This window comes from Lentzea sp. NPDC051838 (assembly GCF_040681245.1).
Taxonomy (GTDB): Bacteria; Actinomycetota; Actinomycetes; order Mycobacteriales; family Pseudonocardiaceae; genus Lentzea.
Window position 1 is genome coordinate 206,171 of the sequence record NZ_JBFAYI010000006.1, and the last position, 21,612, is coordinate 227,782.

18 protein-coding genes and 1 pseudogene are annotated in these 21,612 nt (G+C 71.0%); 11 read left to right on the plus strand and 8 right to left on the minus strand.

All coding sequences use genetic code 11. From position 1 onward, the window contains the following. Positions 1–151: 151 nt before the first annotated feature. Both AB0M24_RS16890 and AB0M24_RS16895 read left to right on the plus strand, forming a co-directional pair. Positions 152–1,270: pseudogene (locus AB0M24_RS16890) on the plus strand (efflux RND transporter permease subunit); the annotation flags it as partial. Between the two features lie 106 nt (positions 1,271–1,376). Continuing rightward, complete coding sequence (locus AB0M24_RS16895) at positions 1,377–3,251, plus strand: efflux RND transporter permease subunit (protein WP_363767607.1); 1,875 nt, start codon at positions 1,377–1,379, stop codon at positions 3,249–3,251. A 4-nt stretch (positions 3,252–3,255) separates the two neighbouring features. On the opposite strand, the gene AB0M24_RS16900 is transcribed toward AB0M24_RS16895, so the two are convergent. After that, complete coding sequence (locus AB0M24_RS16900) at positions 3,256–4,326, minus strand: diacylglycerol kinase (RefSeq protein WP_363767610.1); 1,071 nt, start codon at positions 4,324–4,326, stop codon at positions 3,256–3,258. A 10-nt stretch (positions 4,327–4,336) separates the two neighbouring features. Beyond that, positions 4,337–5,125, minus strand: coding sequence for an SDR family oxidoreductase (locus AB0M24_RS16905; RefSeq protein ID WP_363767613.1), 789 nt, complete (start codon positions 5,123–5,125; stop codon positions 4,337–4,339). Positions 5,126–5,183: 58 nt separating this feature from the next. Here AB0M24_RS16905 and AB0M24_RS16910 point away from each other — a divergent pair, with 58 nt between their 5' ends. After that, complete coding sequence (locus AB0M24_RS16910) at positions 5,184–5,837, plus strand: TetR family transcriptional regulator (protein WP_363767616.1); 654 nt, start codon at positions 5,184–5,186, stop codon at positions 5,835–5,837. Here AB0M24_RS16910 and AB0M24_RS16915 read toward each other — a convergent pair. Further along, positions 5,791–8,040: a LuxR C-terminal-related transcriptional regulator gene (locus AB0M24_RS16915; RefSeq protein ID WP_363767620.1), complete on the minus strand. Its 2,250-nt coding sequence runs from the start codon at positions 8,038–8,040 to the stop codon at positions 5,791–5,793. The two genes, AB0M24_RS16910 and AB0M24_RS16915, sit on opposite strands and share 47 nt — an antisense overlap. Positions 8,041–8,203: 163 nt before the next feature. Here AB0M24_RS16915 and AB0M24_RS16920 point away from each other — a divergent pair, with 163 nt between their 5' ends. From AB0M24_RS16920 to AB0M24_RS16930, 3 genes are all read left to right on the plus strand, one after another. After that, positions 8,204–8,377, plus strand: a complete 174-nt coding sequence (locus AB0M24_RS16920; protein ID WP_363767623.1) for a DUF5999 family protein — start codon at positions 8,204–8,206, stop codon at positions 8,375–8,377. 191 nt (positions 8,378–8,568) lie between these two features. Then, positions 8,569–9,504: a helix-turn-helix domain-containing protein gene (locus AB0M24_RS16925; RefSeq protein WP_363767626.1), complete on the plus strand. Its 936-nt coding sequence runs from the start codon at positions 8,569–8,571 to the stop codon at positions 9,502–9,504. Positions 9,505–9,574: 70 nt separating this feature from the next. Beyond that, entirely contained in the window at positions 9,575–10,582 is a 1,008-nt protein-coding gene (locus tag AB0M24_RS16930) for a carbon-nitrogen hydrolase family protein (RefSeq protein ID WP_363767629.1), read from the plus strand. Between the two features lie 43 nt (positions 10,583–10,625). On the opposite strand, the gene AB0M24_RS16935 is transcribed toward AB0M24_RS16930, so the two are convergent. From AB0M24_RS16935 to AB0M24_RS16955, 5 genes are read right to left on the minus strand one after another with little or no spacing between them, the layout of a single operon-like run. After that, positions 10,626–11,609: a branched-chain amino acid ABC transporter permease gene (locus AB0M24_RS16935; protein WP_363767632.1), complete on the minus strand. Its 984-nt coding sequence runs from the start codon at positions 11,607–11,609 to the stop codon at positions 10,626–10,628. Further along, complete coding sequence (locus AB0M24_RS16940) at positions 11,606–12,478, minus strand: branched-chain amino acid ABC transporter permease (protein WP_363767636.1); 873 nt, start codon at positions 12,476–12,478, stop codon at positions 11,606–11,608. Before AB0M24_RS16940 ends, AB0M24_RS16935 begins: the two co-directional genes overlap by 4 nt. Next, positions 12,475–13,188 carry an ABC transporter ATP-binding protein gene (locus AB0M24_RS16945; protein ID WP_363767639.1) on the minus strand — a complete coding sequence of 238 codons (714 nt, stop codon included), beginning with the start codon at positions 13,186–13,188 and terminating at the stop codon, positions 12,475–12,477. The genes AB0M24_RS16940 and AB0M24_RS16945 overlap by 4 nt, the downstream gene beginning before the upstream one ends. Then, on the minus strand, positions 13,185–13,913 hold the full coding sequence (locus AB0M24_RS16950; protein ID WP_363767642.1) for an ABC transporter ATP-binding protein: 729 nt from the start codon (positions 13,911–13,913) through the stop codon (positions 13,185–13,187). Before AB0M24_RS16950 ends, AB0M24_RS16945 begins: the two co-directional genes overlap by 4 nt. Then, positions 13,910–15,238: an ABC transporter substrate-binding protein gene (locus AB0M24_RS16955; RefSeq protein WP_363767645.1), complete on the minus strand. Its 1,329-nt coding sequence runs from the start codon at positions 15,236–15,238 to the stop codon at positions 13,910–13,912. The genes AB0M24_RS16950 and AB0M24_RS16955 overlap by 4 nt, the downstream gene beginning before the upstream one ends. 136 nt (positions 15,239–15,374) lie before the next feature. On the opposite strand from AB0M24_RS16955, the gene AB0M24_RS16960 reads away from it, so the two are divergent. From AB0M24_RS16960 to AB0M24_RS16980, 5 genes are all read left to right on the plus strand, one after another. Then, positions 15,375–16,721: an amidase family protein gene (locus AB0M24_RS16960; protein WP_363767648.1), complete on the plus strand. Its 1,347-nt coding sequence runs from the start codon at positions 15,375–15,377 to the stop codon at positions 16,719–16,721. A gap of 9 nt (positions 16,722–16,730) precedes the next feature. Further along, positions 16,731–17,453, plus strand: coding sequence for an IclR family transcriptional regulator (locus AB0M24_RS16965; RefSeq protein ID WP_363767651.1), 723 nt, complete (start codon positions 16,731–16,733; stop codon positions 17,451–17,453). A gap of 103 nt (positions 17,454–17,556) precedes the next feature. Further along, complete coding sequence (locus AB0M24_RS16970; RefSeq protein ID WP_363767654.1) at positions 17,557–19,149, plus strand: thiamine pyrophosphate-dependent enzyme; 1,593 nt, start codon at positions 17,557–17,559, stop codon at positions 19,147–19,149. Positions 19,150–19,171: 22 nt separating this feature from the next. Next, positions 19,172–20,089, plus strand: a complete 918-nt coding sequence (locus tag AB0M24_RS16975; protein ID WP_363767657.1) for a hypothetical protein — start codon at positions 19,172–19,174, stop codon at positions 20,087–20,089. A 21-nt stretch (positions 20,090–20,110) separates the two neighbouring features. After that, entirely contained in the window at positions 20,111–21,580 is a 1,470-nt protein-coding gene (locus AB0M24_RS16980; RefSeq protein WP_363767660.1) for an aldehyde dehydrogenase family protein, read from the plus strand. Positions 21,581–21,612 lie beyond the last annotated feature (32 nt).

A 21,612-nucleotide genomic window follows, 5' to 3' on the forward strand; every position in this document is an offset into this window, starting at 1 on the left:
GGACGCCGTCCGGTCCGCGCGTCATCCCGACGCGGTATCCGGCGCGCTCCGGACACGGTACGAGCCGACTGCCGCGGGACGACGCGCCGGGGCCGCCGGTCCGGCGATGGTGAACGCCCAAGATCCCAACTGACCCGAGGGGCACACCATCATGTCCGCACTGGCTCGGCTGAGCCTCGCGAACCGGGGGCTGGTCGCGCTCATCACCGTGATCGTGCTCGGCTTCGGCGCTTACGCGATCCCCCAGCTCAAACAACAGCTCCTGCCACCGCTCTCGCTCCCGATGGCGGTGATCACCGCGCAGCTCCCCAGCGCGCCACCGGACATCGTGGCGCAGCAGCTGACGACACCGATCGAGACCGCGGTGAAGTCGGTCAACGGCGCCACCTCGGTCACATCGGTCTCCCGCGAGGGGTCGGCGAGCGTCGAGGTCGCGTTCGACTACAGCACACCGTCCGACGACATGGTCAGCAGGCTGCAGGCCGCGGTCGGCCGCATCTCGGGGCAGCTGCCGCAGGGCAGCGACCCGCAGGTGAGCGCCGGTTCGTTCGAGAACGTCCCGATCATGCAGGTGTCGGCGACCAGCACCGCCGACGCGCGGGCGTTCACCGCACGGCTCCGGCAGGCGGTCGTGCCGAAGCTGCAGACCGTGCAGGGGGTGCGCGGGGTCGACTTGCTCGGCGGCACCACAGACCAGGTCCGGATCACGCTCGACCCGGCGAAGGCGGCAGCCGCGGGCGTCACCACCGCGGCCGTCTCGGAAGTGTTGCGCTCCAACGGTTCGGCGGCTCCGGCGGGCACGCTGACGCAGCAGAAGGAGTCGCTCGCGATCCAGGTCGGCGCGGGACTGCGCACCATGGACGACGTCCGCAACCTGTTCGTGGCCGTGGAACCGAAGTCCGACGAACCTCCTCCCGCGCCCGTGCGGCTCGGTTCGATCGCGACCGTCGACCTGGTGCCCGACGAGGTCACCTCGCTCACCCGGCTCGACGGCAAGCCGAGCATCGGCCTGTCGGTGACGATGCGCCCGGACGGCAACGCGGTGTCGATCTCGCACGCCATCCGCGCCCAGCTGGCCGATCTGCAACGCGAGCTCGGCGGGGACGCGCAGCTCACCATCACGTCCGACAGCGCGCCGTCGATCGAGAAGGCCGTCGAAGGGCTCACCACCGAGGGCGTGCTCGGCCTCGGGTTCGCCGTCCTGGTGATCCTGGTGTTCCTGCTGTCGCTGCGTTCCACACTGGTGACCGCGCTGTCCATCCCGGTGTCGATCGTGGTCGCCCTGCTGGTGCTCTGGGCACGCGGCTACACGCTCAACCTGCTCACGCTGGGGGGCGCTCACCATCGCTGTCGGCCGTGTCGTCGACGACTCGATCGTGGTGCTGGAGAACATCAAACGCCATCTCGGCTACGGCGAACCGAAACGGGAGGCGGTGCTGTCCGGCGTCCGGGAGGTCACCGGCGCGGTCGTCTCCTCGACGCTCACCACGGTCGCGGTGTTCCTGCCGATCGCGTTCATCGGGGGCTTCATCGGCCAGGTCTTCGGGCCGTTCGCGATCACCGTGACCGTGGCGCTGCTCGCCTCCCTGGTGGTCTCGCTGACGATCGTGCCCGCGTTCGCGTACTGGTTCCTGCGCTCGCCCGCCGGTGCCGACCCTGAGCGGATCCACCGGGAGGCGCAGGAGAAAGAACGACGCAGCCTGCTGCAACGGATCTACGTGCCGGTGATCGAGTTCGCCACCCGGCGGCGGGTGACGACGCTGCTGGTCGGTGCCCTGGTGTTCCTGGGGACGGCCGGTCTCGCCACCCAGCTGCAGATCAACTACCTCGACTCCAGCGACACGACGACGATCAGCGTGAAGCAGCAGCTGCCCGCCGGTACCAGCCTCGCGGCCACCGACGAGGCGGCGAGGAAGGTCGAGAAGATCCTCACCGAGTACCAGGAGATCGCGAGCTCGCAGGTGACGATCGGCGCTTCCGGCAGCACCGGCTCGTTCGGCGATGCGAGCAACGGCGGCGAAGCCACGTTCACGGTCACCGTGAAGGACGGCACGGACGTCACCGCGTTCTCGCAGAAGGTCAGGGACCGTCTCGCCGCGATGACTGACATCGGGAAGACCACCGTCGGGGTCGGCGACGACGTGGGCGGTGGTTCGAGTGGGCTGGAGGTCGTGGTCCGCTCCTCCGACCCCGCGGTTCTCGCCCAGGCCACCGAACAGGTCCGCGCGGCGGTCGCGGCCACACCGAAGGTCATCAACGTGACCAGCAACCTCGCAGCCAGCGCGCCGCGGGTCGACGTCACCGTCAACCGGGAGGCCGCCGCCCGCCACGGCCTGAGCGACACCGCGATCGCCGAACACGTCTCGACGGTGTACCGCGGGCTGACCCTCACTTCCGCCACGATCGACGGCGGGCAACGCGACATCGTGCTGCGCACCGGCACCACCCCGGCCGACCTGGACGCGCTCAAGGCCCTGCCGGTGCCGACACCGTCCGGCCCGCTCCGCCTCGACGCACTCGCCACCGTGCAGCGGGTCGCGGGGCCGGTGCAGGTCACGCACATCGACGGGGCCCGGTACGCGTCGGTCACCGGCACACCCGACACCTCCGACACCGGGGCCGTCACGGACGACCTGGAGGCGAGGCTCGCCGCGCTGAAGCTCCCCGCCGGTGCCACCTACACCGTCGGCGGCGTGAGCGCCGACCTCACAGCGGCGTTCACCGACCTGGGCCTGGCTCTGGCCGCCGCGGTCGTCCTGGTGTTCCTGATCATGGTCGCCACGTTCCGCAGCGTCGTCCAGCCGCTCGTCCTGCTGGTGTCGATCCCGTTCGCGGCGACGGGCGCGGTGGTGCTGATGCTGCTCACCGGGACCTCGCTCGGCCTGCCGGGGCTGATCGGACTGCTGATGCTGATCGGGATCGTGGTGACCAACGCGATCGTGCTGCTGGACCTGATCAACCAGTACCGCGCCCGAGGCATGAGCGTGCACGAGGCGGTGGTCGAAGGCGGGCGGCGACGGTTGCGCCCGATCCTCATGACCGCCGTCGCCACGATCTGCGCCTTGAGCCCGATGGCGCTCGGCATCACCGGCAGCGGCGAGTTCATCTCGCGGCCGCTGGCGATCGTCGTCATCGGCGGCCTGATCAGCTCGACGCTGCTGACCCTGGTGCTCGTGCCGACGCTCTACACGATCGTCGAAGGAGTGGCGGAACGGCGCAGGGCCCGGCGACTGGCGAGTTCGGAGAGCTGATCGGTCACGGCTTCCCGGCCCACACCAGCCCTCGTCCCGGCGTCAGGGGCAGGTCGAGCGCGGTCAGCAGGCCGGGCGGGGCCGCGACCACCGCAGGGATGGCGTTCACCAGCCGCATGGCGGTGGACGCCACTCCCGCGGTGTTGTGGTCGCCGTCGCTGCCGACCAGCCGCAGGTCCAGCACATAGTTCGGCTCGCCGGTGATCTCCACGCGGTAGCAACCGGTGCCGACGGGCTGCGGCCAGTCCGGTGCGAGGTCCGCCCGGAGCCTGGTGACGTGTTCGAGCACCAGGACGGGCTCCTCCCCGATCATGCCGCTGACCGTGAACCGCAGTGCCGCCATCGTGCCCGCCTCGACCGTGCGGCCGGCGACGGTGAACGGTTCCGGTGCAGGGAACCGTTCGTGGTGCTCGACGACCGAGTCCAGTTCCACATCCAGACCCGCTGCCAGCTGACGGACCACGCTGCCCCAGGCGAGGGTCAGCACCCCGGGTTGCAGCAGCAGCGGGGTCTGGTCGGGCGACGAGCCGAACCCCATGATGTCGAACAGCACCAACGGGTTGTCGTAGGTGGAGTAGTCGAGGATCTCCGAGCAGCGCAGAAGGTCGATGCGCTGGCAGGTGCCGGACAGCATCAGGGGCAACCAGTCGTTGGCCCAGCCGGGGTCGATGCCGTTGACCCACAACGAACTTCCGCCCTCGGCCGCGGCCTGGCGGACGGGCTCGACCACCTCGGGCGGCACGGTGCCGTCCGGAAAGGACAGGAAGACGGGTCCGCTGGCCACCACGTTGATCCCGTTGCGCAGCAACAGGCACAGGTCGTCGATCGCCTCGTTCAGCCGGTGGTCGGCCATCGCCGTGTAGACCACGCAGTCGGGTTTCAACTCGATCAACGCGGCCGCGTCCGTGGTCGCGAGGATCCCGACAGGGTCGACCCCGGCCAGCTCGCCCGCGTCCCGGCCGTTCTTGGCAGAACTCGACACCCACACGCCGGCCAGCTCCAGACCGGGGTGGCCGAGGATGCCCTTGAGCGCCCACCTGCCGACGTTGCCGGTGCTCCACTGCACCACGCGCATCCGAGCCTCCTCAGAGATCAGGCAGCTTGAAGTCCAGGTTGGGGGCGCCGATCCCGCCGTCGACCCGCAGCACCGAGCCGGTCGTGTAGCCGGACGCCCGGGACGCCAGGAACAGCACCGCCGCCGCGACCTCTTCCGGTTTCCCGAGCCGGCGCAACGGTGTCGCCTGTTCCATCGACGTCCTGATCTTCTCGTCGCGCGCGACCACGTCCAGCGCCGAGGTGTGGACCGAGCCCACGTCGATCGAGTTCACCCTGATCCGCGGCGCGAGATCCGTGGCGGCCAGGTGCGTGTAGTGCGTCAGGGCCGCTTTCGCCGTGCCGTAGGCGAGAAACCCGCGTCCCGCCAGCCTGCCCATCACGGACGAGATGTTGACCACCGACCCGCCACCGCCCGCGAGCATGTGAGGAACCGCCGCGACGGTGAGCGCGTGCGCGGTGGTCACGTTGAAGTGGAAGGCTTCTTCCAGGAAGTCCGGCGTCGTGGTCAGGAACGTGTTCGGCAGCGTGCCGCCCACGTTGTTCACCACCACGTCGAGCCGCCCGAACCGTTCGGCGGCCGTGTGCGCCAACGACGTCACGGCGTCCACATCGGACAGATCCGCCGCGACGACCACCGCCCGCCGCCCCAGCGCCTCGATCTTGCCGGCGACCTCGTCCAGCTGGTCCGCGGTACGTGCGCTGATCACCACGTCCGCACCCGCCTCGGCGAGCGCTATCGCCGACGCCGCACCGATCCCGCGGCCTGCTCCGGTCACCACCGCCACCGCGTCGGGCAGCGCGAACATGTCCGTCACCACGTGGCCAGACTTAAGCGCTCGCGCTTAAAAGTCAAGACATGCGTGTTAACGTGATGGCGTGGCCAGCGCGGACGCCCGAGAGCGGATCATCGTCGCCGCCGAGCGGTTGATCGCCGAGCGCGGCCTCGACGTGCCGTTGCGCGACATCGCGACGGCCGCGGGTCAGCGCAACAACTCCGCTGTTCAGTACCACTTCGGCGGCAGGGACGGACTGATCGACGCCGTCGCCTCGTTCCGCATCGCCGACCTGGAACAGCACCGCCTCGAACTGCTCACCGAGAGCGAGGCCGCGGGCAAGGCGCACGACCTCCGCGCCCTCGTCGGGGCATTGGTCGTGCCGATGCTGACCGTCCCCTACGACCACGGCGCAACCCACTACGCCCGGTTCCTCGAACAGGTCCGCACCCACCCGGCGCTCGCCGCGGACACCAACCTCGACCGGGCCGGCCGAGCCGCTGTCCGGTTGATCATCCTGCGCCTCGACCGCGCGCTGCACGACCTGCCGCCCGCGGTCAGGCGTCGCCGGCTGCGCGTCCTGCCCACCGTGCTGTTCGCCCTGCTCGCCGACCGGGAACGGGCCGTCTGCGCGGGCGACCTGCCGCCGGACGACCCTGCTTCAGCCGCGGAGCTGGTCGACCTGGTGATCGGCCTGCTCACCGCACCGGTCAGCCTTGCCGCGACACCCAGTTCGCGACCTGCACCCTCGACCTGACCCCGAGCTTGGCGAGGATGTGCTCGGTGTGGGTCTCCACGGTCCGCACCGAGATCACCAGCCGGTCCGCGATCTGCCTGCTGGTCAGTCCCTCGGCGATCAGCCCGGCGATCTCGCGCTCCCGCCGGGTCAGCACGGCCGGCGGCTCGGCCGGTTCGACGGCCGCAGCCTTCTCGTTCAGGGAGAACGCGATGGCCTCGTCGACGCTCATCGCCCGCCCGTGCACGAACGCGTACTCGAACCCCTTGCCGCCCAACCGTTCTCGCCCGACCCGTTCGGTTTCCTCGTGGTACGGGTACAGGTGCTGGTAGGTCCGAAGTGGACGGCCCATGATCTCCCAGACCCGGTCCGCCGCACCGAGCAGCGTGGCCGCCACCTCGTCGTGCCCCAGCGCGGACTCCACCCACGACAACGACTCCGTCGACCATCCGATCCCGGTGAGGTCGCGGATGTCGCGGCGCAGCCGGATGCTCTCGCGGTGCAGCTCGGCGGCCTGGTCGTGCTCGCCCCGCGTCATCGCGAACAGGCCCATGCTCCACAGCGCGTACGACCGGTGGAAGCACTCACCCGCGGGCTCGGTGAGCCGCAACCACTCCTCGTGGCAGGCGGTCGCACGGGCCACGTCGCCGAGCAGGCCCACCGCGCTCGAGTAGCTCAGCATCAGGTCGAGGCGGCACTGGACGTCCACTCCGGGCGGCAGCACCGCCATCCCCTGCTCGAAGGCTTCGACGGCCTCGGGCAGCTTGCCGCTGTAGAGGTCGACGCTGCCTTCCACCCAGCAGCCGAAGGCCGCGATGCTCGGGTCCGCGAGCAACCCGGCGTCGGCCCTCGCGTCGGCCAGGCGGCGCAGGGCGATGTCGAACTGCCCGTCCGCGGACGCCAGGCTGCCGTCGGTGAGCAGAGCCCTGGCGCGCTCGACGGACGGCGGGCCCGGCCGGTCGAGCGCACGAGCGAGCCACAGGCGTCCCTCCCTGGCCCAGCCGCGGCCCCACCAGTAGAAGTGGAACAGCCCGGCCAGCATCCGGAACGCGGCGTCCAGCTCGCCCGGTTGCCGCAGGCAGTGGTCCACGGCCGCCTGGACGTTGGCGTGCTCGCGGTCCAGCCGGGCGAACCAGACCGCCTGCCGCGGGCTCACCCAGTCGTCGTTGGCCCGCTCGATCAGGCCGAGGTGGAAGTCGCGGTGCCGGCGGAGCAGTCCGGCGTGCTCACCGAGGTGCTCCAGCCGCTCCACCCCGAACTCGCGGATGGTCTCCAGCATCCGGTAGCGCATCACGTCGCCGTGCTGCTCCGCGACGAGGATCGACTTGTCCAGCAACGAGGAGACGGTGCTCAGCACGTCGTGGACGGCGAGCCCGGCGCCGGAGCACACGTCCTCGGCGGCGTCGAGCTCGAACCCGCCCGCGAACACCGACAGCCGCGCCCAGAGCAGCCGCTCCCGTTCCGTGCACAGACCGTGGCTCCACTCGATGCACGACCGCAGCGTCTGCTGCCGGGCGGGCAGCACGCGCCTCGGTGACGCCAGCGACTGGGGCAGGCGGACGAGAATGTCCTTCTCCGACAACGCGCGCACCCGTGCCGCCGCCAGTTCGATCGCCAGCGGAAGCCCGTCCAGGCGTTGGCAGATCTCGGCCACGACGCCCTCGTTGGCGGCGTTCACGGTGTACCCGAGCCGCACGGACGCCGCCCGTTCGCCGAACAGCGTCACGGCCTCGGAGCCGCCGAGCGGTGGCACGGGCATGACGACCTCGCCCGCGACGCCCAGCCATTCCCGGCTGGTGGCCAGGATCCGCAGCTCGGGACAGTGCTGCAGCAGCGCGCCGGACAGCCCGGCGACGGCGTCGACCAGGTGCTCGGAGTTGTCCAGCACCAGCAGCAGCCGACGCGACTCCAGGTAGGACACGAGCATCTCGAGCGACGTCCGCCCGGCCTCGCGCATGCCCACCGCCAGCGCCACCGCGTTCGACACGAGCTCCGCGTCCCGCAGCTGGTCCAGCTCGACCAGCACCACCCCGTCCGGGAACGCCCGGTGCATGACCCTGCTGACCTCGACGGCGAGGCGCGTCTTGCCCACACCGCCGGGTCCGGTCAGGGTCACCAGGCGCGACTCCGCCAGCAGCCGCCTGACCTCGCCGACCTCGTGCCGGCGGCCGACGAAGCTGCTCAGCTCCAGTGGGAGACCCGATGTCCGGACCACCGTGCTCATAACGCCCCAAGGTAACGCGGTGCCCGCCGCCCCGCAGGATCCGTAGCCTTCTCCGTAGTTCTCCCGATGTGTCGGCGAGGGCGCGGCGCGCAGGCTCTCTCCACGTGGCCCGGAACTCGAGGCCGGTGAGGAACCGGCAGCCGGTCCACCGGGAGCGACAGCCATGTGCGAACACGAGCCCCAGTGCCCTGCCGCGGCGGACCCGCGCGGCAGCCGCGCCGAGATCGTCGTCCCTCATCCCGAGCAGGGCTGGTACCTGCTGTGCAACGGGATCGTGCTGTTCGACGACGGCGGCCTGATGCTGCCTGGCCACCGCGTCGTCACTCCCGCCGCGTGAGCTCGCTCGGGGGCGGCCCGGCACTTTCGGCCGCCCTCAGCGTGCCCGGTGACTCTCCGATTCCGGCGTCGGCTCCCGCGACGGACGCCGGTGCGCACCGGGCGGGCGGGGTGGACGGTCTGCTCGCCGCAGCGCGCCTCTGCGGTCGGACCGTCCCCCCGCGATCCACTCCCATGACGCACAATGACGTGGTGGCACCGATCGAGGCGCGCGGCAAGGACGAATGGGCTGAGGTGATCAGCCACAGCTTCGTGCCGCTCACCCTCGGTGACACCGCGGACGCGTTCCGCGGAACCGTCCAGCAGACCGTTCTGCTGTCCGGCGTGACGGTGACCGACGTCCGCACCTACGGTCCGTCCGTCGTCCTGCGCACCAACCGCCTGACCCGGAGCCAGCCTCGCGAGGACTACCTGTTCTCGCTGCACCTGCACGGGATGGGCACGGTGGTGCAGGACGACCGCGTGGTGACCCTGCAGCCCGGTTCGGGTGCGTTGTACGACACCACGCGGCCCTATCGCCTGCTGTTTCCCACCAGCACGCGGGAGATCGTGCTCCAGGTGCCCCGCCGGATGCTGCGCGACCGGCTGGACGACGCGGCCGGGCTGTGCGGCCGGGACGTGCCCGCGGGTTCTCCCGCCACGCGGCTGCTGGCGGTGTTCCTCCAGGAGCTCGTCGCCACCTCGCCCGACCTCGACCCCGAGCACCGCGCCGAGTTCGGCTGGACCGCGATCGAGGTGCTCGCGACCGCACTGCGCGCCACGACGACCAACACCGTTGCGGCACAACCACTGCTGCCCGTCCTGCGCCAGTTCGTGTCGACGCATCTCGCCGATCCGGATCTGTCACCGGCGGTGCTCGCGCGTGCGCACGGCGTCTCGCCCCGTCACGTCACCGAACTGTTCGCCGGCAGCGGTACGTCGCCCGCGGCGTTCATCCGCACCGAACGGCTCAAGGCCGCGCACCGGGCGCTGACCGACCCGCGCCAGGCTCACCGCACGATCGCCTCGATCGCCGCCCAGTTCGGCTTCCCCGACCGGACCACGTTCACCAGGGCTTTCGTGCGGCGCTACGGAGTCGCCCCGGCGGAGGCGCGCACGGTGCGCGGAACGCCGCCTGCCGGTGCCTGAAACGCCTCATCACGCGCGCGCGGGCGCCTAGCGTGAGCGCACTTTCCACTGGTGCGCACAGGAGGCCTCCATGCCCGACACCTACCGCGTGGCCGCGGTCCAGGCCGAACCCGTGTGGCTGGACGTCGACGCGGGCGTCGACAAGACGATCGCGCTGATCGAGGAGGCGGCCGCCGCGGGCGCCGCACTGGTCGCCTTCCCGGAGACCTGGCTGCCGGGGTACCCGATCTTCCTGTGGCTCGGCCCGGTGGCCGGGCAGATGCCGTACGTCGCCCGCTACCACGCCAACTCGTTGACCGTGGACGGCCGCCACCTCGCCGCGATCAGGAAAGCCGCCCGCCGCAACGACATCACCGTGGCGCTCGGCTACAGCGAGAAGGACCACGGCACCCTCTACATGACACAGACGGTCATCGGACCGGACGGCGAGGTGCTGCTGCACCGCCGCAAGCTCAAGCCCACGCACGTCGAGCGCAGCCTGTTCGGCGAGAGCGACGGCAGCCACCTCAAGGTCGTCGACACCCACCTCGGCAGGCTCGGCGCCCTCAACTGCTGGGAACACCTGCAGTCGCTCACCAAGTACGCCATGTTCACCCAGCACGAGCAGATCCACATCGCGTCCTGGCCCGCTTTCGGGCTGTACAAGGGAATCGCGCCCGCTCTCGGCGCGGAGGCCAACATGGCCGTCACCCAGACCTACGCGCTGGAAGGCGGCTGCTTCGTCGTGACCGCCACCCAGGTCATCAGCGACGCCGGCATCGAGGTCTTCGCGAGCACCGACGAGCAACGCGCCCTCGTCACCGCGGGCTCCGGCTGCTCCAGGGTGTACGGGCCGGACTCCAGCCTGCTCAGCAAGCCGCTCGACGAGCACGAGGAAGGCCTGGTGCTGGCGGACATCGACCTCGCGTTGATCGACCTCGCGAAGAACGCGGCGGACCCTGCGGGGCACTACGCCCGCCCGGACGTGGCCCGCCTTCTGCTCAACACACGGCCGTCCGCGCTCGTCGTGACGCCGGAGCAGGGCAGCACGCCGCTGTTCCCCGCGCTGGAGGAAGTCTCCGAGGAACTCGTTTCCTGAACACGAAACCGGCCCGCGTGACACGCGGGCCGGTTCTTTCGTCCTAATTGGACAATACTCGGTGCGCGACCGGGAAAACCGCGTACCTGCCGTGGCGGCTCACCAGACCCCACAATCCGCGCGGCAGGTAGAGCGACACCACGATCGCGGCCGCCCCGATGATCACCAGGTACCACACGCCGCTCTGCGAGAAGTACTTGTCCAGCAGGAAGTACGCCACCGCGCCGATGATCGGCCCCTCGATCGTCCCGACGCCCCCGATGATCACCATGAAGATCATCAGGGCGGAGTACTGGACCCCGAAGATCTGCGTGGGCGAGGCGACCCCGAGGCTGCTGACGCAGATGACCGCGCCCGCGGCGGCGCATCCGGCCGCCGACAGCACGTAGATGAGCCGTTTGCCTCGGGTGACCCGGACGCCGAGCGAGCTCGCCGCGACCTCGTCGTCCCGGATGGCCTGCAGGTCCAGGCCGACCCGGCTGCGCAGCACGAGGTAGGTGCCGGCCACGGCGGCGGCCATCACCACGACCGCGAGCCAGTACGTGTAGGCGCGGCGCAGCACCGGATCCTCGGTGATCGTGCTGAGGTTGCGGCCACGGGCGGCGCCGAGCGCGTCGAAGCGGATGACGACCAGCCGCACGACCTCGGCGATCACCCAGGTGCCCACGGCGAAGTACCCGCCGCGCAACCGGAACGCCAGGTAGGACACGGGCCAGGCGACCAGCCCGACGACCACCGACACGACGATGGTGCCCGTGTACACGTCGAAACCGTGGTCGTTGACGATGAACAGCACGTACGCGCCGAGCCCCAGATACGCCTGCTGCCCGACGGAGATCATGCCCGCGTAGCCGGCGAGCAGGTTCCACATCGTGGCCAGCGTGATCAGGTAGCACAGCTTGACCAGCTGCCCGGTCACCGAACTCTCGACCAGATAAGGCAAAGCGGCCAGCACGACGACGATCAACGCGAAACCGCCGACACCGAGGACCGCGGCACGCCCGCCGCGCGACACCGAGACGTTCACGCGGTCACTCCCTTCCCGAACAGGCCCTGCGGCCGGAACACCAGTACCAGCAGGAAAACGACGTGCCCGGCGAGCAGCGGCAGGTCTGGCGACAGCTGCGCGCCGACCGACTGCGCGATGCCGAGCGCCACTCCCCCGGCGAGCGTGCCCCACAACGACCCGAGGCCGCCGATGATCACGGTCTCGAACGCGAACAGCACCGTCAGCTGCCCCTCGAACGGCGTGACTCCGCCCTGCCGCATCGTGTACAGGGTGCCGGCGAGCGCGACCGTGCCCAGCGCGATCACCGTGGTCAGCGCGTACACCCGCCGGTTGTCCACGCCAATCAGCCGCACGGTCCGGCTGTCGTCGGACGTGGCGCGGGTGATCCGCCCGTACTGCGTGCGGTACAGGAACAGGTGCAGCCCCGTGAGCACGAACACCGAGGCGACCAGGGTCAGCAACGGGAACCAGCCGATCGCGAGCCCCGGCGCGAGGTCGATGCTCGCCGTGCCGAGCGCGCCGATTCCCAACGGCACGGCGTCGTTGGAGAACATCTGCGTCAACGCGTTCGGGATGATCACCGAAAGGCCGAACGTCACCATCAGCGGGGTGAACTCACCCACCCGCATCGCGCGGTCCAGCAGCAGCCGCTGGACGGCGAAACCCAGCGCCCCCAAGGCCACCGTCGACACGACCGCCGTGAGCCACACCGGCACGCCGAAGTACGTCGCGCACGCCGCCGCCACATAGCCGCCCAGGATCATCAGATCGCCGTGCGCGAGGTTGGCGATCCTCATGACACCGAACATCAACGACAGCCCGCTCGCCGCCATCGCGAAGATCCCGCCGAGCAGGATTCCCTGCACCAGCGCGTTCACCCAGTTCACGAGACCACCTCCGAGGTGCCGAAGTAGGCCGCCGTCACCTGGTCGCGGGTCAGCTCACCGGCGGCACCGGTGAGGACGATCCGTCCTTCGAGGACACACGCGATCCGGTCGGCGACCTCGAACGTGCGCGTCAGGTCCTGTTCCACGAGGACGACGGTCATGCCGTTCGCGCGGATGTCCGGCAGGGACGCGTACAGCCGGTCGACGACCACCGGCGCCAGTCCGAGCGAGACCTCGTCCAGCAGCAGCAGGCGGGGGTTTCCCATCAACGCGCGGGCGATCGCCACCGCCTGCTGTTCACCACCGGAGAGGTGCGCTGCCTTGCGGTCGCGGCGATCGGCCACCAGCGGCATCAGGTCGTAGATCGTCGCCAGGTTCCACGGGCCGGACCGTCCGGTGGCGGCCCCGACCTGGAGGTTCTCCTCGACGGTCAGGGAACCGAACAGCCGCCTGCCTTCCGGCACCAGCCCGATGCCGAGCCGCGCCCGCCGCACGTCCGGCAGGGCCGTGACGTCCCCACCGGCGAAGCAGACCGAGCCGCGGAACGGGCTCAGCTCGCCCGCGATGGTGCGCAGCAGGGTGGTCTTCCCGGCGCCGTTCGCCCCCACCAATGCCAGCAGTTCCCCTTCGGCCACGGTCAGCCCGACGCCGAACAGCGCCTGGAAGTCGCCGTAACCGGCGTCGACGGAGTCGAGATGGAGCAGGTTCACGCGCGTGCCCCTCCCAGGTAGACCTCGGCCACCTCGTCGCTGGCCAGCACCTCGGCCGGGTCGCCGTCGGCCGAGATCCGGCCACCGGCGAGGCAGACGAGCCGGTCCACGACCTGCACGAGCGCCTTCACCACGTGCTCGATCCACAGCAACGTCGTGCCACCGTCCTTGATGGACAGGATCGTGGCGACGAGCTCGTCCGCCTCGGCCTGGGTCAGCCCGCCGGCGATCTCGTCGAGCAGCAGCAGCTGCGGGTTCGTGGCCAGTGCGCGCGCCAGTTCCAGCCGCTTGCGGGCGAGCAACGGCAGCGTCCCCGCCGCGGTGTTCGCCACCTCCAGCATTCCCGTGGTGGCCAGCACGTCCAACGCCCGTTCCCTGGCCTGGCGCCGCGGCAGCCCCGCACCTCGTTCCGCGCCCAGCAGCACGTTCTCGAACACCGACAGACCGCCGAACGGGCGCGGGATCTGGAACGACCGGCCGATCCCCAGCCGGCACCGGTCGGCGGCCGGCAACCGCGTCACGTCGCGGCCGGCCACCTTCACGGTGCCCGCGGTCGTCCTGGTCACACCGGAGACGGCACTGAGCAAAGTGGACTTTCCCGCCCCGTTCGGCCCCACCATGCCGACCGCCTGGCCGCGCGGGATCTCCAGACTCACGTCGTCGAGCACGCGCAGTGCGCCGAAGCGCACCGCGACGTGTTCGAGGCACAGCAACGGTTCCGTCACAGCGACGCCGCCTTGCCGTCGATCGCGACCTTCGGCGCCAGCGTGTTGCTGACGACCTTGAGGTCGAACGACCCGGCGGCGGTCTTCGTCCACTGTGTACCGACCATCGGAATGGTGGCCACGTTGCGGACCGGGTTGCCCGCGCCGCCGCCGGTCCAGGACAGGTGACCGAGGATCGTGTCGATCGTGGTCTTGCCGAGCTGTGCCGCCACGGCTTCGCGGTCCTTGGGGTTGACGGCCGTGAGCACCGCGTTGGCCACCTCGAACAGCGCGTGGTTCGGGCCGAGGCCCTGGTTCCACCTGCGCCCGGCCGCCTCCGCCGACTTCTCGTAGTCGTCGGCGAGCTGACGGGACGTCTGGCCGGTGAGCGTGGAGGTGTACGGGTACTGCGGCACCCACCAGCTCGCGATCGACAGGCGGTCACCGAGGTCGTTCGGCAGCGCGGCCACCGACGAGCCGAACAGGATGGCCTTGGAGATCGTGGCCACCTTCGGCCGGAAACCCTGCTGGGCGGCCTGCGTCCAGAACGTCGCGAAGTCGGGCGGCGTCGGCACACCCGCGAGGATCTCGACGCCCTCCTGCTTGAACCGGGTGATGATGGAGGAGAAGTCCTTGGTGCCGTTCTCGTACGCGCCGGGGTCGACGAACGTGAAGCCCTGCGTGGACGGCTGGGCGCGGTAGCCCGTCGTGGTGTCGCGGAAGGCCGCGCCGTCCGCGTCGTTGGGCCACAGCACGCCCACCTTGCGGTTGGTGTCCATCAGCTTCCAGATGTCGCTCTCGACGGTCGCGACCTGCTCGATGCCGTTGAAGAAGTGGTAGGTGTACTTGAAGGTCTTCTCCGGCGAGCCGCCGCGGCCGTAGAAGTACGCCTGCCACGGCTCGATCGTCGAGACGCACGGCACGCCCTCGGCCTCGCACTTGTTGGCCACCGGGTGCACCGTCTCCGGGGTGGCCGTGACCAGCACGAGGTCGACCTTCTCCCGGGAGATCAGCTCGTCGGCCACCGTCGCCGCCTGCTGGGGATCGGATCCGGTGTCGCGGTCGAGGATCTCCACCGAGTAGTTCGTGCCACCCGCGCTGATCCCCTTGGCGAAGAAGTCCCTGGCCTGCTTGAGGAGATAGGCGTCGGACTCGGCGAAGGCCGCGTAGGCACCGGTGCGCGGGCTGACGTACCCGATCTTCACCGACGTGCCGGAACTGGCACCGGCGCCCTTGAGACCGGCGCCGCACGCGGACAGCAGCGGCGCGGCGCCGAGGGCGGCCGCGCCGAGCCCTGCCGCACGCAGCAGGGTGCGCCTGGACATCGCGTTCTCGAAGATTTCCATGGGGGCTCCTGAGCAGCCGGAGGTGGGCCGAGAGCCAGGGAAGTTAAGCGGCGGTGTGCCGGATGGACAGAGGCCGTCTCTCATAGCGAAACCACCGCGTTGTCCAGGTCAGAGCGACGTCCTAGGGTCCGGGGACATGACGACGCGTCTCGACCTCTTGCTCGCCGGACGTCTTTCGAGCGTCGCGCTCACCGAGGAGTTGCTCACCGAGGTGGAGCGCACGGCCGGGCTGGGCGCGTTCATCACGATCGCCGACCGGGCACCCGACCTGGCCCACGCCGCCGACCACTCGGAGCGAACCGGGCCGCTGCACGGTCTCCCGGTCGTGGTGAAGGACAACATCCACGTCGCGGGCATGCCGAGCACCGCGGGCACACCCGGGCTCTCCGAGTTCGTGCCCAGCACCGACGCCGTGGTCGTCGCGAGGCTGCGCGCGGCGGGCGCGTTCGTGCTCGGCAAGACGAACATGCACGAGCTGGCACTGGGCGCCACCAGCGCGAACGCCGCCTTCGGGCCGGTGCACAACCCGGCGGACCCGACCCGGTTCGCGGGCGGCAGCAGCGGTGGCACGGCGGCGGCGATCGCGGCGGGAGCGGCCGTCGCCGGGCTCGGCACGGACACCGGGGGCTCGGTCCGCGTGCCCTCGGCCCTCACGGGCATCGCGGGGCTGCGCCCGACCACCGGCCGTTACCCCGGCTCCGGCGTCACCCCTGTCTCGACGACCCGCGACACGGTAGGTCCGATGGCCGCGACGGTCAGCGGTCTCATCGCGCTCGACACGGTGCTGGCCGCGGACCTGAGTTCAACCGAGCCACCAGAACCGTCTGCGCTCACGCTGGGCGTGCCGGACTCCTACTTCACCTCGCCACTGGCTCCGGAGACCGAAGTGGTGTGGGAGCACTGCCTGGAGGTGCTGCGCCGCGCCGGAGTCACCCTGGTGCCGGTGCACGTGGAGGGCTTCGAGACCATCGAGCGGGACATCGGCTTCCCGATCACGTTCTACGAGATGGCCCGCTCGCTGCCCGACTACCTGGCGAAGACAGGGATCGGGTTGGCGGAGCTCGCGAGCCGGATCGCCAGCCCCGATGTCCGCAGCATCGTGGGCTCCATTGTGGACGGCGCCGTCACGACCGAGGTCTACGAACGTGCGCTGCTGCTGCGAGAACAGCGGCTCATCGGCGGTTACCGGCGAATCTTCGCAACGTCCGCGGTCGACGCGCTGGTCTTCCCCACCACGCCACTGCCCGCCGGACGGCTCGACCGCGACACCACCGAGGTGCTGCTCGACGGGCGGCGACTGCCCACCTTCGAGACCTACATCCGCAACACCGGCCCCGGCAGCATCGCCGGGCTGCCCGGCGTCACCGTCCCGGTGCCCACCGCAGGCCTGCCGGTCGGACTCGCGCTCGACGGGCCGTGGGGCGATGACCGGCGGCTGCTCGGCATCGCGTCGCTGGTCGAGCGACTGCTGTCCCCGGCGTAGGGTGAGCGAATGGCGCAGCCGGACCCGCCGAGACCGTCGGTGCAGACCCTGGACCGGGGTCTGCGGCTGCTCGAGCTGATCGCGCTCTCCCAGGCGCCGCTCCCGCTGGCCGAGCTCGCCGAGCAGATGCGGCTGCACCGCTCGATCGTCTACCGGCTGCTGCGGACCCTGCAGGACCACCGGCTGATCGTCCACACACCGCAGGGCTACGTGCTCGGCACGCGCGCGCAGTCCTTGGGCCGCAACGCACTGCCGGTGCTGCAACGGATCGCCAAACCCGAGATCGCGAAGCTCGCCGCGCGGGTCGGGCTCACCGCGTTCTTCGTCGTGCGCGACGGCGACGAGGCGGTCACCCTGGTCTCGGTCGAGGTGGAAAGCGCCCGGTCCCGCACCGTCTACACCCCCGGCGACCGCCATCCGCTCACCCGTGGCTCACCCGGCATCGCGATCCTCTCGGCCGAACCACCCCGTGCGGGCGAGCGGCCCGAGATCGCGAAAGCACGCGAGACCGGCTTCGCCGCCACCGCGAACGAGGTCATCCCGGGGCTCGCCACGATCGCCGCGCCCGTCACGTCCGCACCGGACACGGCCGTGGCGGCGGTGGCGATCGCGTACTCCGTCGAACGCCTCGGCCGCGCCGAGCTCGATGCCGTCCTGGACACCGCGCGCGTCATCACCGGCCGCCTGCGCACGGCGCTGTCCACCGGCGCGGTCGTGCCCGGCGTGACCTGAGCCGTTTCGCATTGCGAACCGAGGCGTTGTCACCCGCGCCGGCTCCTCCCTAACGTCTGCGTTCCCGCAGGTCGCCCGGGAAGGACTCGCCACTGTGCCCACGGTGAAAGACGCCAGTTTCGAGGTGCTCCGCCGCTTCCGGCTCACCACCCTGTTCGCCAATCCCGGTTCCACCGAGGTGTCCCTGCTCGCCGGCCTTCCGTCCGATGTGGACTTCGTGCTCGGCCTGCACGAGGCGTCGGTGATCGGCATGGCGACCGGCTACGCGTTGCGCACCGACCGGCCCGCGCTGGCCCTGCTGCACACCACGGCCGGTCTCGGCAACGCCGTCGGCGCGCTCGCCACGGCCCGCGCGAACCGCGCCCCGCTCGTGGTCGTCGTCGGGCAGCAGGACCGCAGGCACCTGGCCACCGAACCGTTCCTGGCGGGGCGCCTGCACGGCCTCGCCGGCGACTACCCGGTCTGGGAGCACCAGCCGGAGCGGCCCCAGGACGTGCCCGGCGCGCTCGCCAGGGCGTGGCACGAAGCTCGCGACGGCCGCGGCCCGGCGCTCGTCATCGTTCCCATGGACGACTGGGACGCCGAAGCCGACCCGGACGCACTCATCGCGCCTTCGACGCTGCACCAGGGACGTCGGGTCGACGACGTGGCACTGGCGGAGGTCGCGGCGCTGCTGGAAGGCGCGACCTCACCGGTCGTCGTCGCGGGCGCGGGCAACGACTCACCGGCGGGCTGGGCCGCGCTGACCGAACTGGCGGAGCGGCTGGACTGCCCGGTGTGGCAGGAGGCGTTCGGAGCCCGCGCGGGTTTCCCGCAGGACCACTGGTTGTTCGCCGGGCACCTGCCGGCCTCGCGGTCGGGACTGCGGAAGGTCCTTTCCGGACACGACGTGGTGCTCACCGTCGGGGCACCGGCGTTCCGGCAGTACCCCTACGAGTCCGGCGCGTTCGTCGAACCGGGCACGAGGATCGCGGTGATCACCGACGATCCGGAGGAAGCCCACCGCAGTCCCGCCGAGGTCGCCGTGCTCGGCGACCCAGCCGAGACGGTGGAGCGGCTGGCCCGGCGGTTGTCGCGGTTCCTCGGACCGGTGCGCGAGGCGATCGAGCGCCCGCGCCCTCCGCTGCCCGGCCCGGGAGAACCGTTGCGGGCCAAGCACGTGCTCGACGCGCTGGCGCAACGGCTGCCGCACGACACCGTGCTGCTGGAGGAAACCCCCTCCAGCAGACCGGATCTGCACGCGCTCGTCCCGGCCCGCGCGCCGCTCGGATTCCTCAGCGCGGCGATGGGAGGACTCGGTTTCGCCCTCCCCGCCGCGATCGGTGTGCGGCTGGCCGGACCCGACCGCCCGGTGGTCGCGGTGCTCGGCGACGGCGCTTCGCTGTACTCGATCCAGGCGTTGTGGAGCGCCCGGCACTACGGCGTCGGCGCGCTGTTCGTCGTCCTGGCCAACGGCCGTTACGCGATCATGGACCGGCTGTCGGAACAGGCGGGTGCCGCCGCTCCGGCGTGGCCCCCGTTCACCGAGGTGAGCGTCACGGCACTGGCGCGCGGCTTCGGTTGCCCGGCCGACCGCGTGGACGACCTCCCCGGCCTGCTGGCAGCACTGGACGCCGTGCTGCCCACGCTCGCCGAACGTCAGGAACCCCTGCTCCTCGAAGTGGTCGTCGAGCCCGACGCCCACTACCGCGCATGATCGCCACCACGGAAGGACACCGGTGAAGGTAGTCATCATCGGAGGCGCCGGCGGGATCGGTTCGTCGGCCGCCTTCAACCTGCTCGCCGCCGAGGGCACGTACGAGGTGGTGCTGGTCGACACCCGGCCGAACATGATCACCAGCCACACCATGGACCTGGAGAACGCGGCCGCGCTGGGCCGGACCTCGACCACCGTCCGCGGCGGCACGGTCGACGACGCCCTGGACGCCGACGTGGTGGTGCTCAGCGCCGCGGTCCCGTTGCGGCTCAACAGCTCGCGCCTGGTGTTCCTGGCCGACAACGCGCGCATCGTCGACGAGGTCCTGGCGCCGCTGGCCGGTTCGTCGTTCGCCGGTGTGGTGCTGATGCTGACCAACCCGGTCGACCCGTTGCTCACCCACGTGCACCGGCAGGGCTGGATCCCCCGGCACCGCCTCGTCGGCTACACCCTCAACGACAGCCTGCGGTTGCGCACCGGGATCGCGCTGGCGCTGAACCGGCATCCTCGCGACGTGGACGCGTGGATGCTCGGCGAACACGGCGACCACCAGGTTCCGCTGTACAGCAGCGTGTCCGCCGGCGGATACCCCGTCACCCTGACCGCCGGGCAGCGCGCCGCCGCACAGTCCTATGTGGACACCTGGTACCAGCGCCACGTGGCACTGGACTCCGGCCGCACGTCGACGTGGACCACCGGTCTCGGCGCCGCCCGCATGGTCGAGGCGATGGCCACGGAGTCCGGCGCGGTCATGCCCGCGTCCGTGGTCCTCGACGGCGAGTACGGCGTCTCCGGCGTGAGCCTCTCCGTGCCTGTGGTGCTGGGCCGCAAGGGCGTGGCCCGCATCGAGGAATGGGACCTGATCGACGACGAACGCGAGGGCATGACACGTGCCGCGGCGCGCGTCGAAGAGACCTTGGCCGAACTCCACCAAGCCTGACCCGGAAGGGACTCAACGACGATGTCCACAGCAGACTCCTTGCTCGACCCGGTTTCCTGGGCCGGAAGCTTCTTCAGCGACGGCTGGAGGGTGGCAGCGCACACCACTCCCGTCGTCGAACCGGCAACCGGAGCCGAACTGGCCCGCATCGGCGTGGCCGACGCCGAGGACGTCGCCCACGCCGCCAAGTCCGCGGCCGAAGCGCAACGTGCCTGGGCGGCCGCTCCGTACCACGAACGCGCCGCCGTCCTGCGCCGTGCCGGGGATCTCTTCCAACAGCACGCCGAGTCCGTCCAGCACTGGCTGGTGCGCGAAGCCGGGTCGATCCCGCCCAAGGCCGCGGTGGAGACGGACACCGCGGCGCAGGAGTGCTTCGAGGCCGCCGCCCTCGCCTCGGCACCGGCGGGCGAGGTCCTGCCCACGGCGTTCGACCGCCTGTCCCTGACCCGCCGCGTCCCGGCGGGTGTCGTCGGCGTGATCGCCCCGTTCAACTTCCCGCTGATCCTGTCCATCCGCTCGGTGGCTCCCGCACTGGCACTGGGCAACGCGGTGATCCTCAAGCCGGACCCGCGTACCGCGGTCTCCGGTGGCGTGGCGCTGGCCCGGATCTTCGAGGAGGCGGGCCTGCCCGACGGCCTGCTGCACGTCCTGCCCGGCGGCGCCCCGACCGGCGAAGCGCTGGTGACCGATCCGCGCGTACGGGTCATCTCGTTCACCGGATCGACCGCCGCGGGCCGCCGCGTCGGTGAGCTCGCCGCGCGCCACCTCAAGCGGGCCCACCTGGAGCTGGGCGGCAACTCGGCGTTGATCGTGCTGGAGGACGCGGACCTGGACGCCGCGGTGGGTCTGGGCGCGTGGGGCTCCTACCTGCACTCCGGCCAGATCTGCATGACCACCGGCCGGCACCTGGTCCACGAGAGCCTGGTCGACGCCTACGTGGCCAAGCTGGCGGCGAAGGCGGAGGCCCTGCCCGTGGGAGACCCGGCCACCGAGCACGTGGCGCTGGGCCCGATCATCGACGCCGGCCAGCGCGACAAGATCCACCACCTGGTGCGGTCCACTGTGGACGCCGGGGCGCAGCTCGCCGCGGGCGGTACCTACCGCGACCTGTTCTACCGCCCCACCGTGCTGGCCGGCGTGCGCCCGGACATGCCCGCCTACCGCGAGGAGGTGTTCGGCCCGGTGGCCCCGGTCCTCTCGTTCGCGACCACCGACGAGGCCGTCCGCCTCGCCGCGGACAGCGAGTACGGCCTGAGTCTGGGCATCGCCACCGCGGATGCCGCAGCCGGCCTGGCGCTGGCCGAACGCATCCCCACCGGCATCGTGCACATCAACGACCAAACGGTCAGCGACGAGGCCGTTGCACCGTTCGGCGGAACCGGCGCCTCGGGTACCGGAAGCCGGTTCGGCGGTGCCGCCGCCAACATCGAGGCCTTCACCGAGACGCGCTGGATCACCCTGCGCGCCCGCCCGGCCACCTACCCCATGTGAGGGTCCATAGTCCCTGAATACGTTCGTTCGCG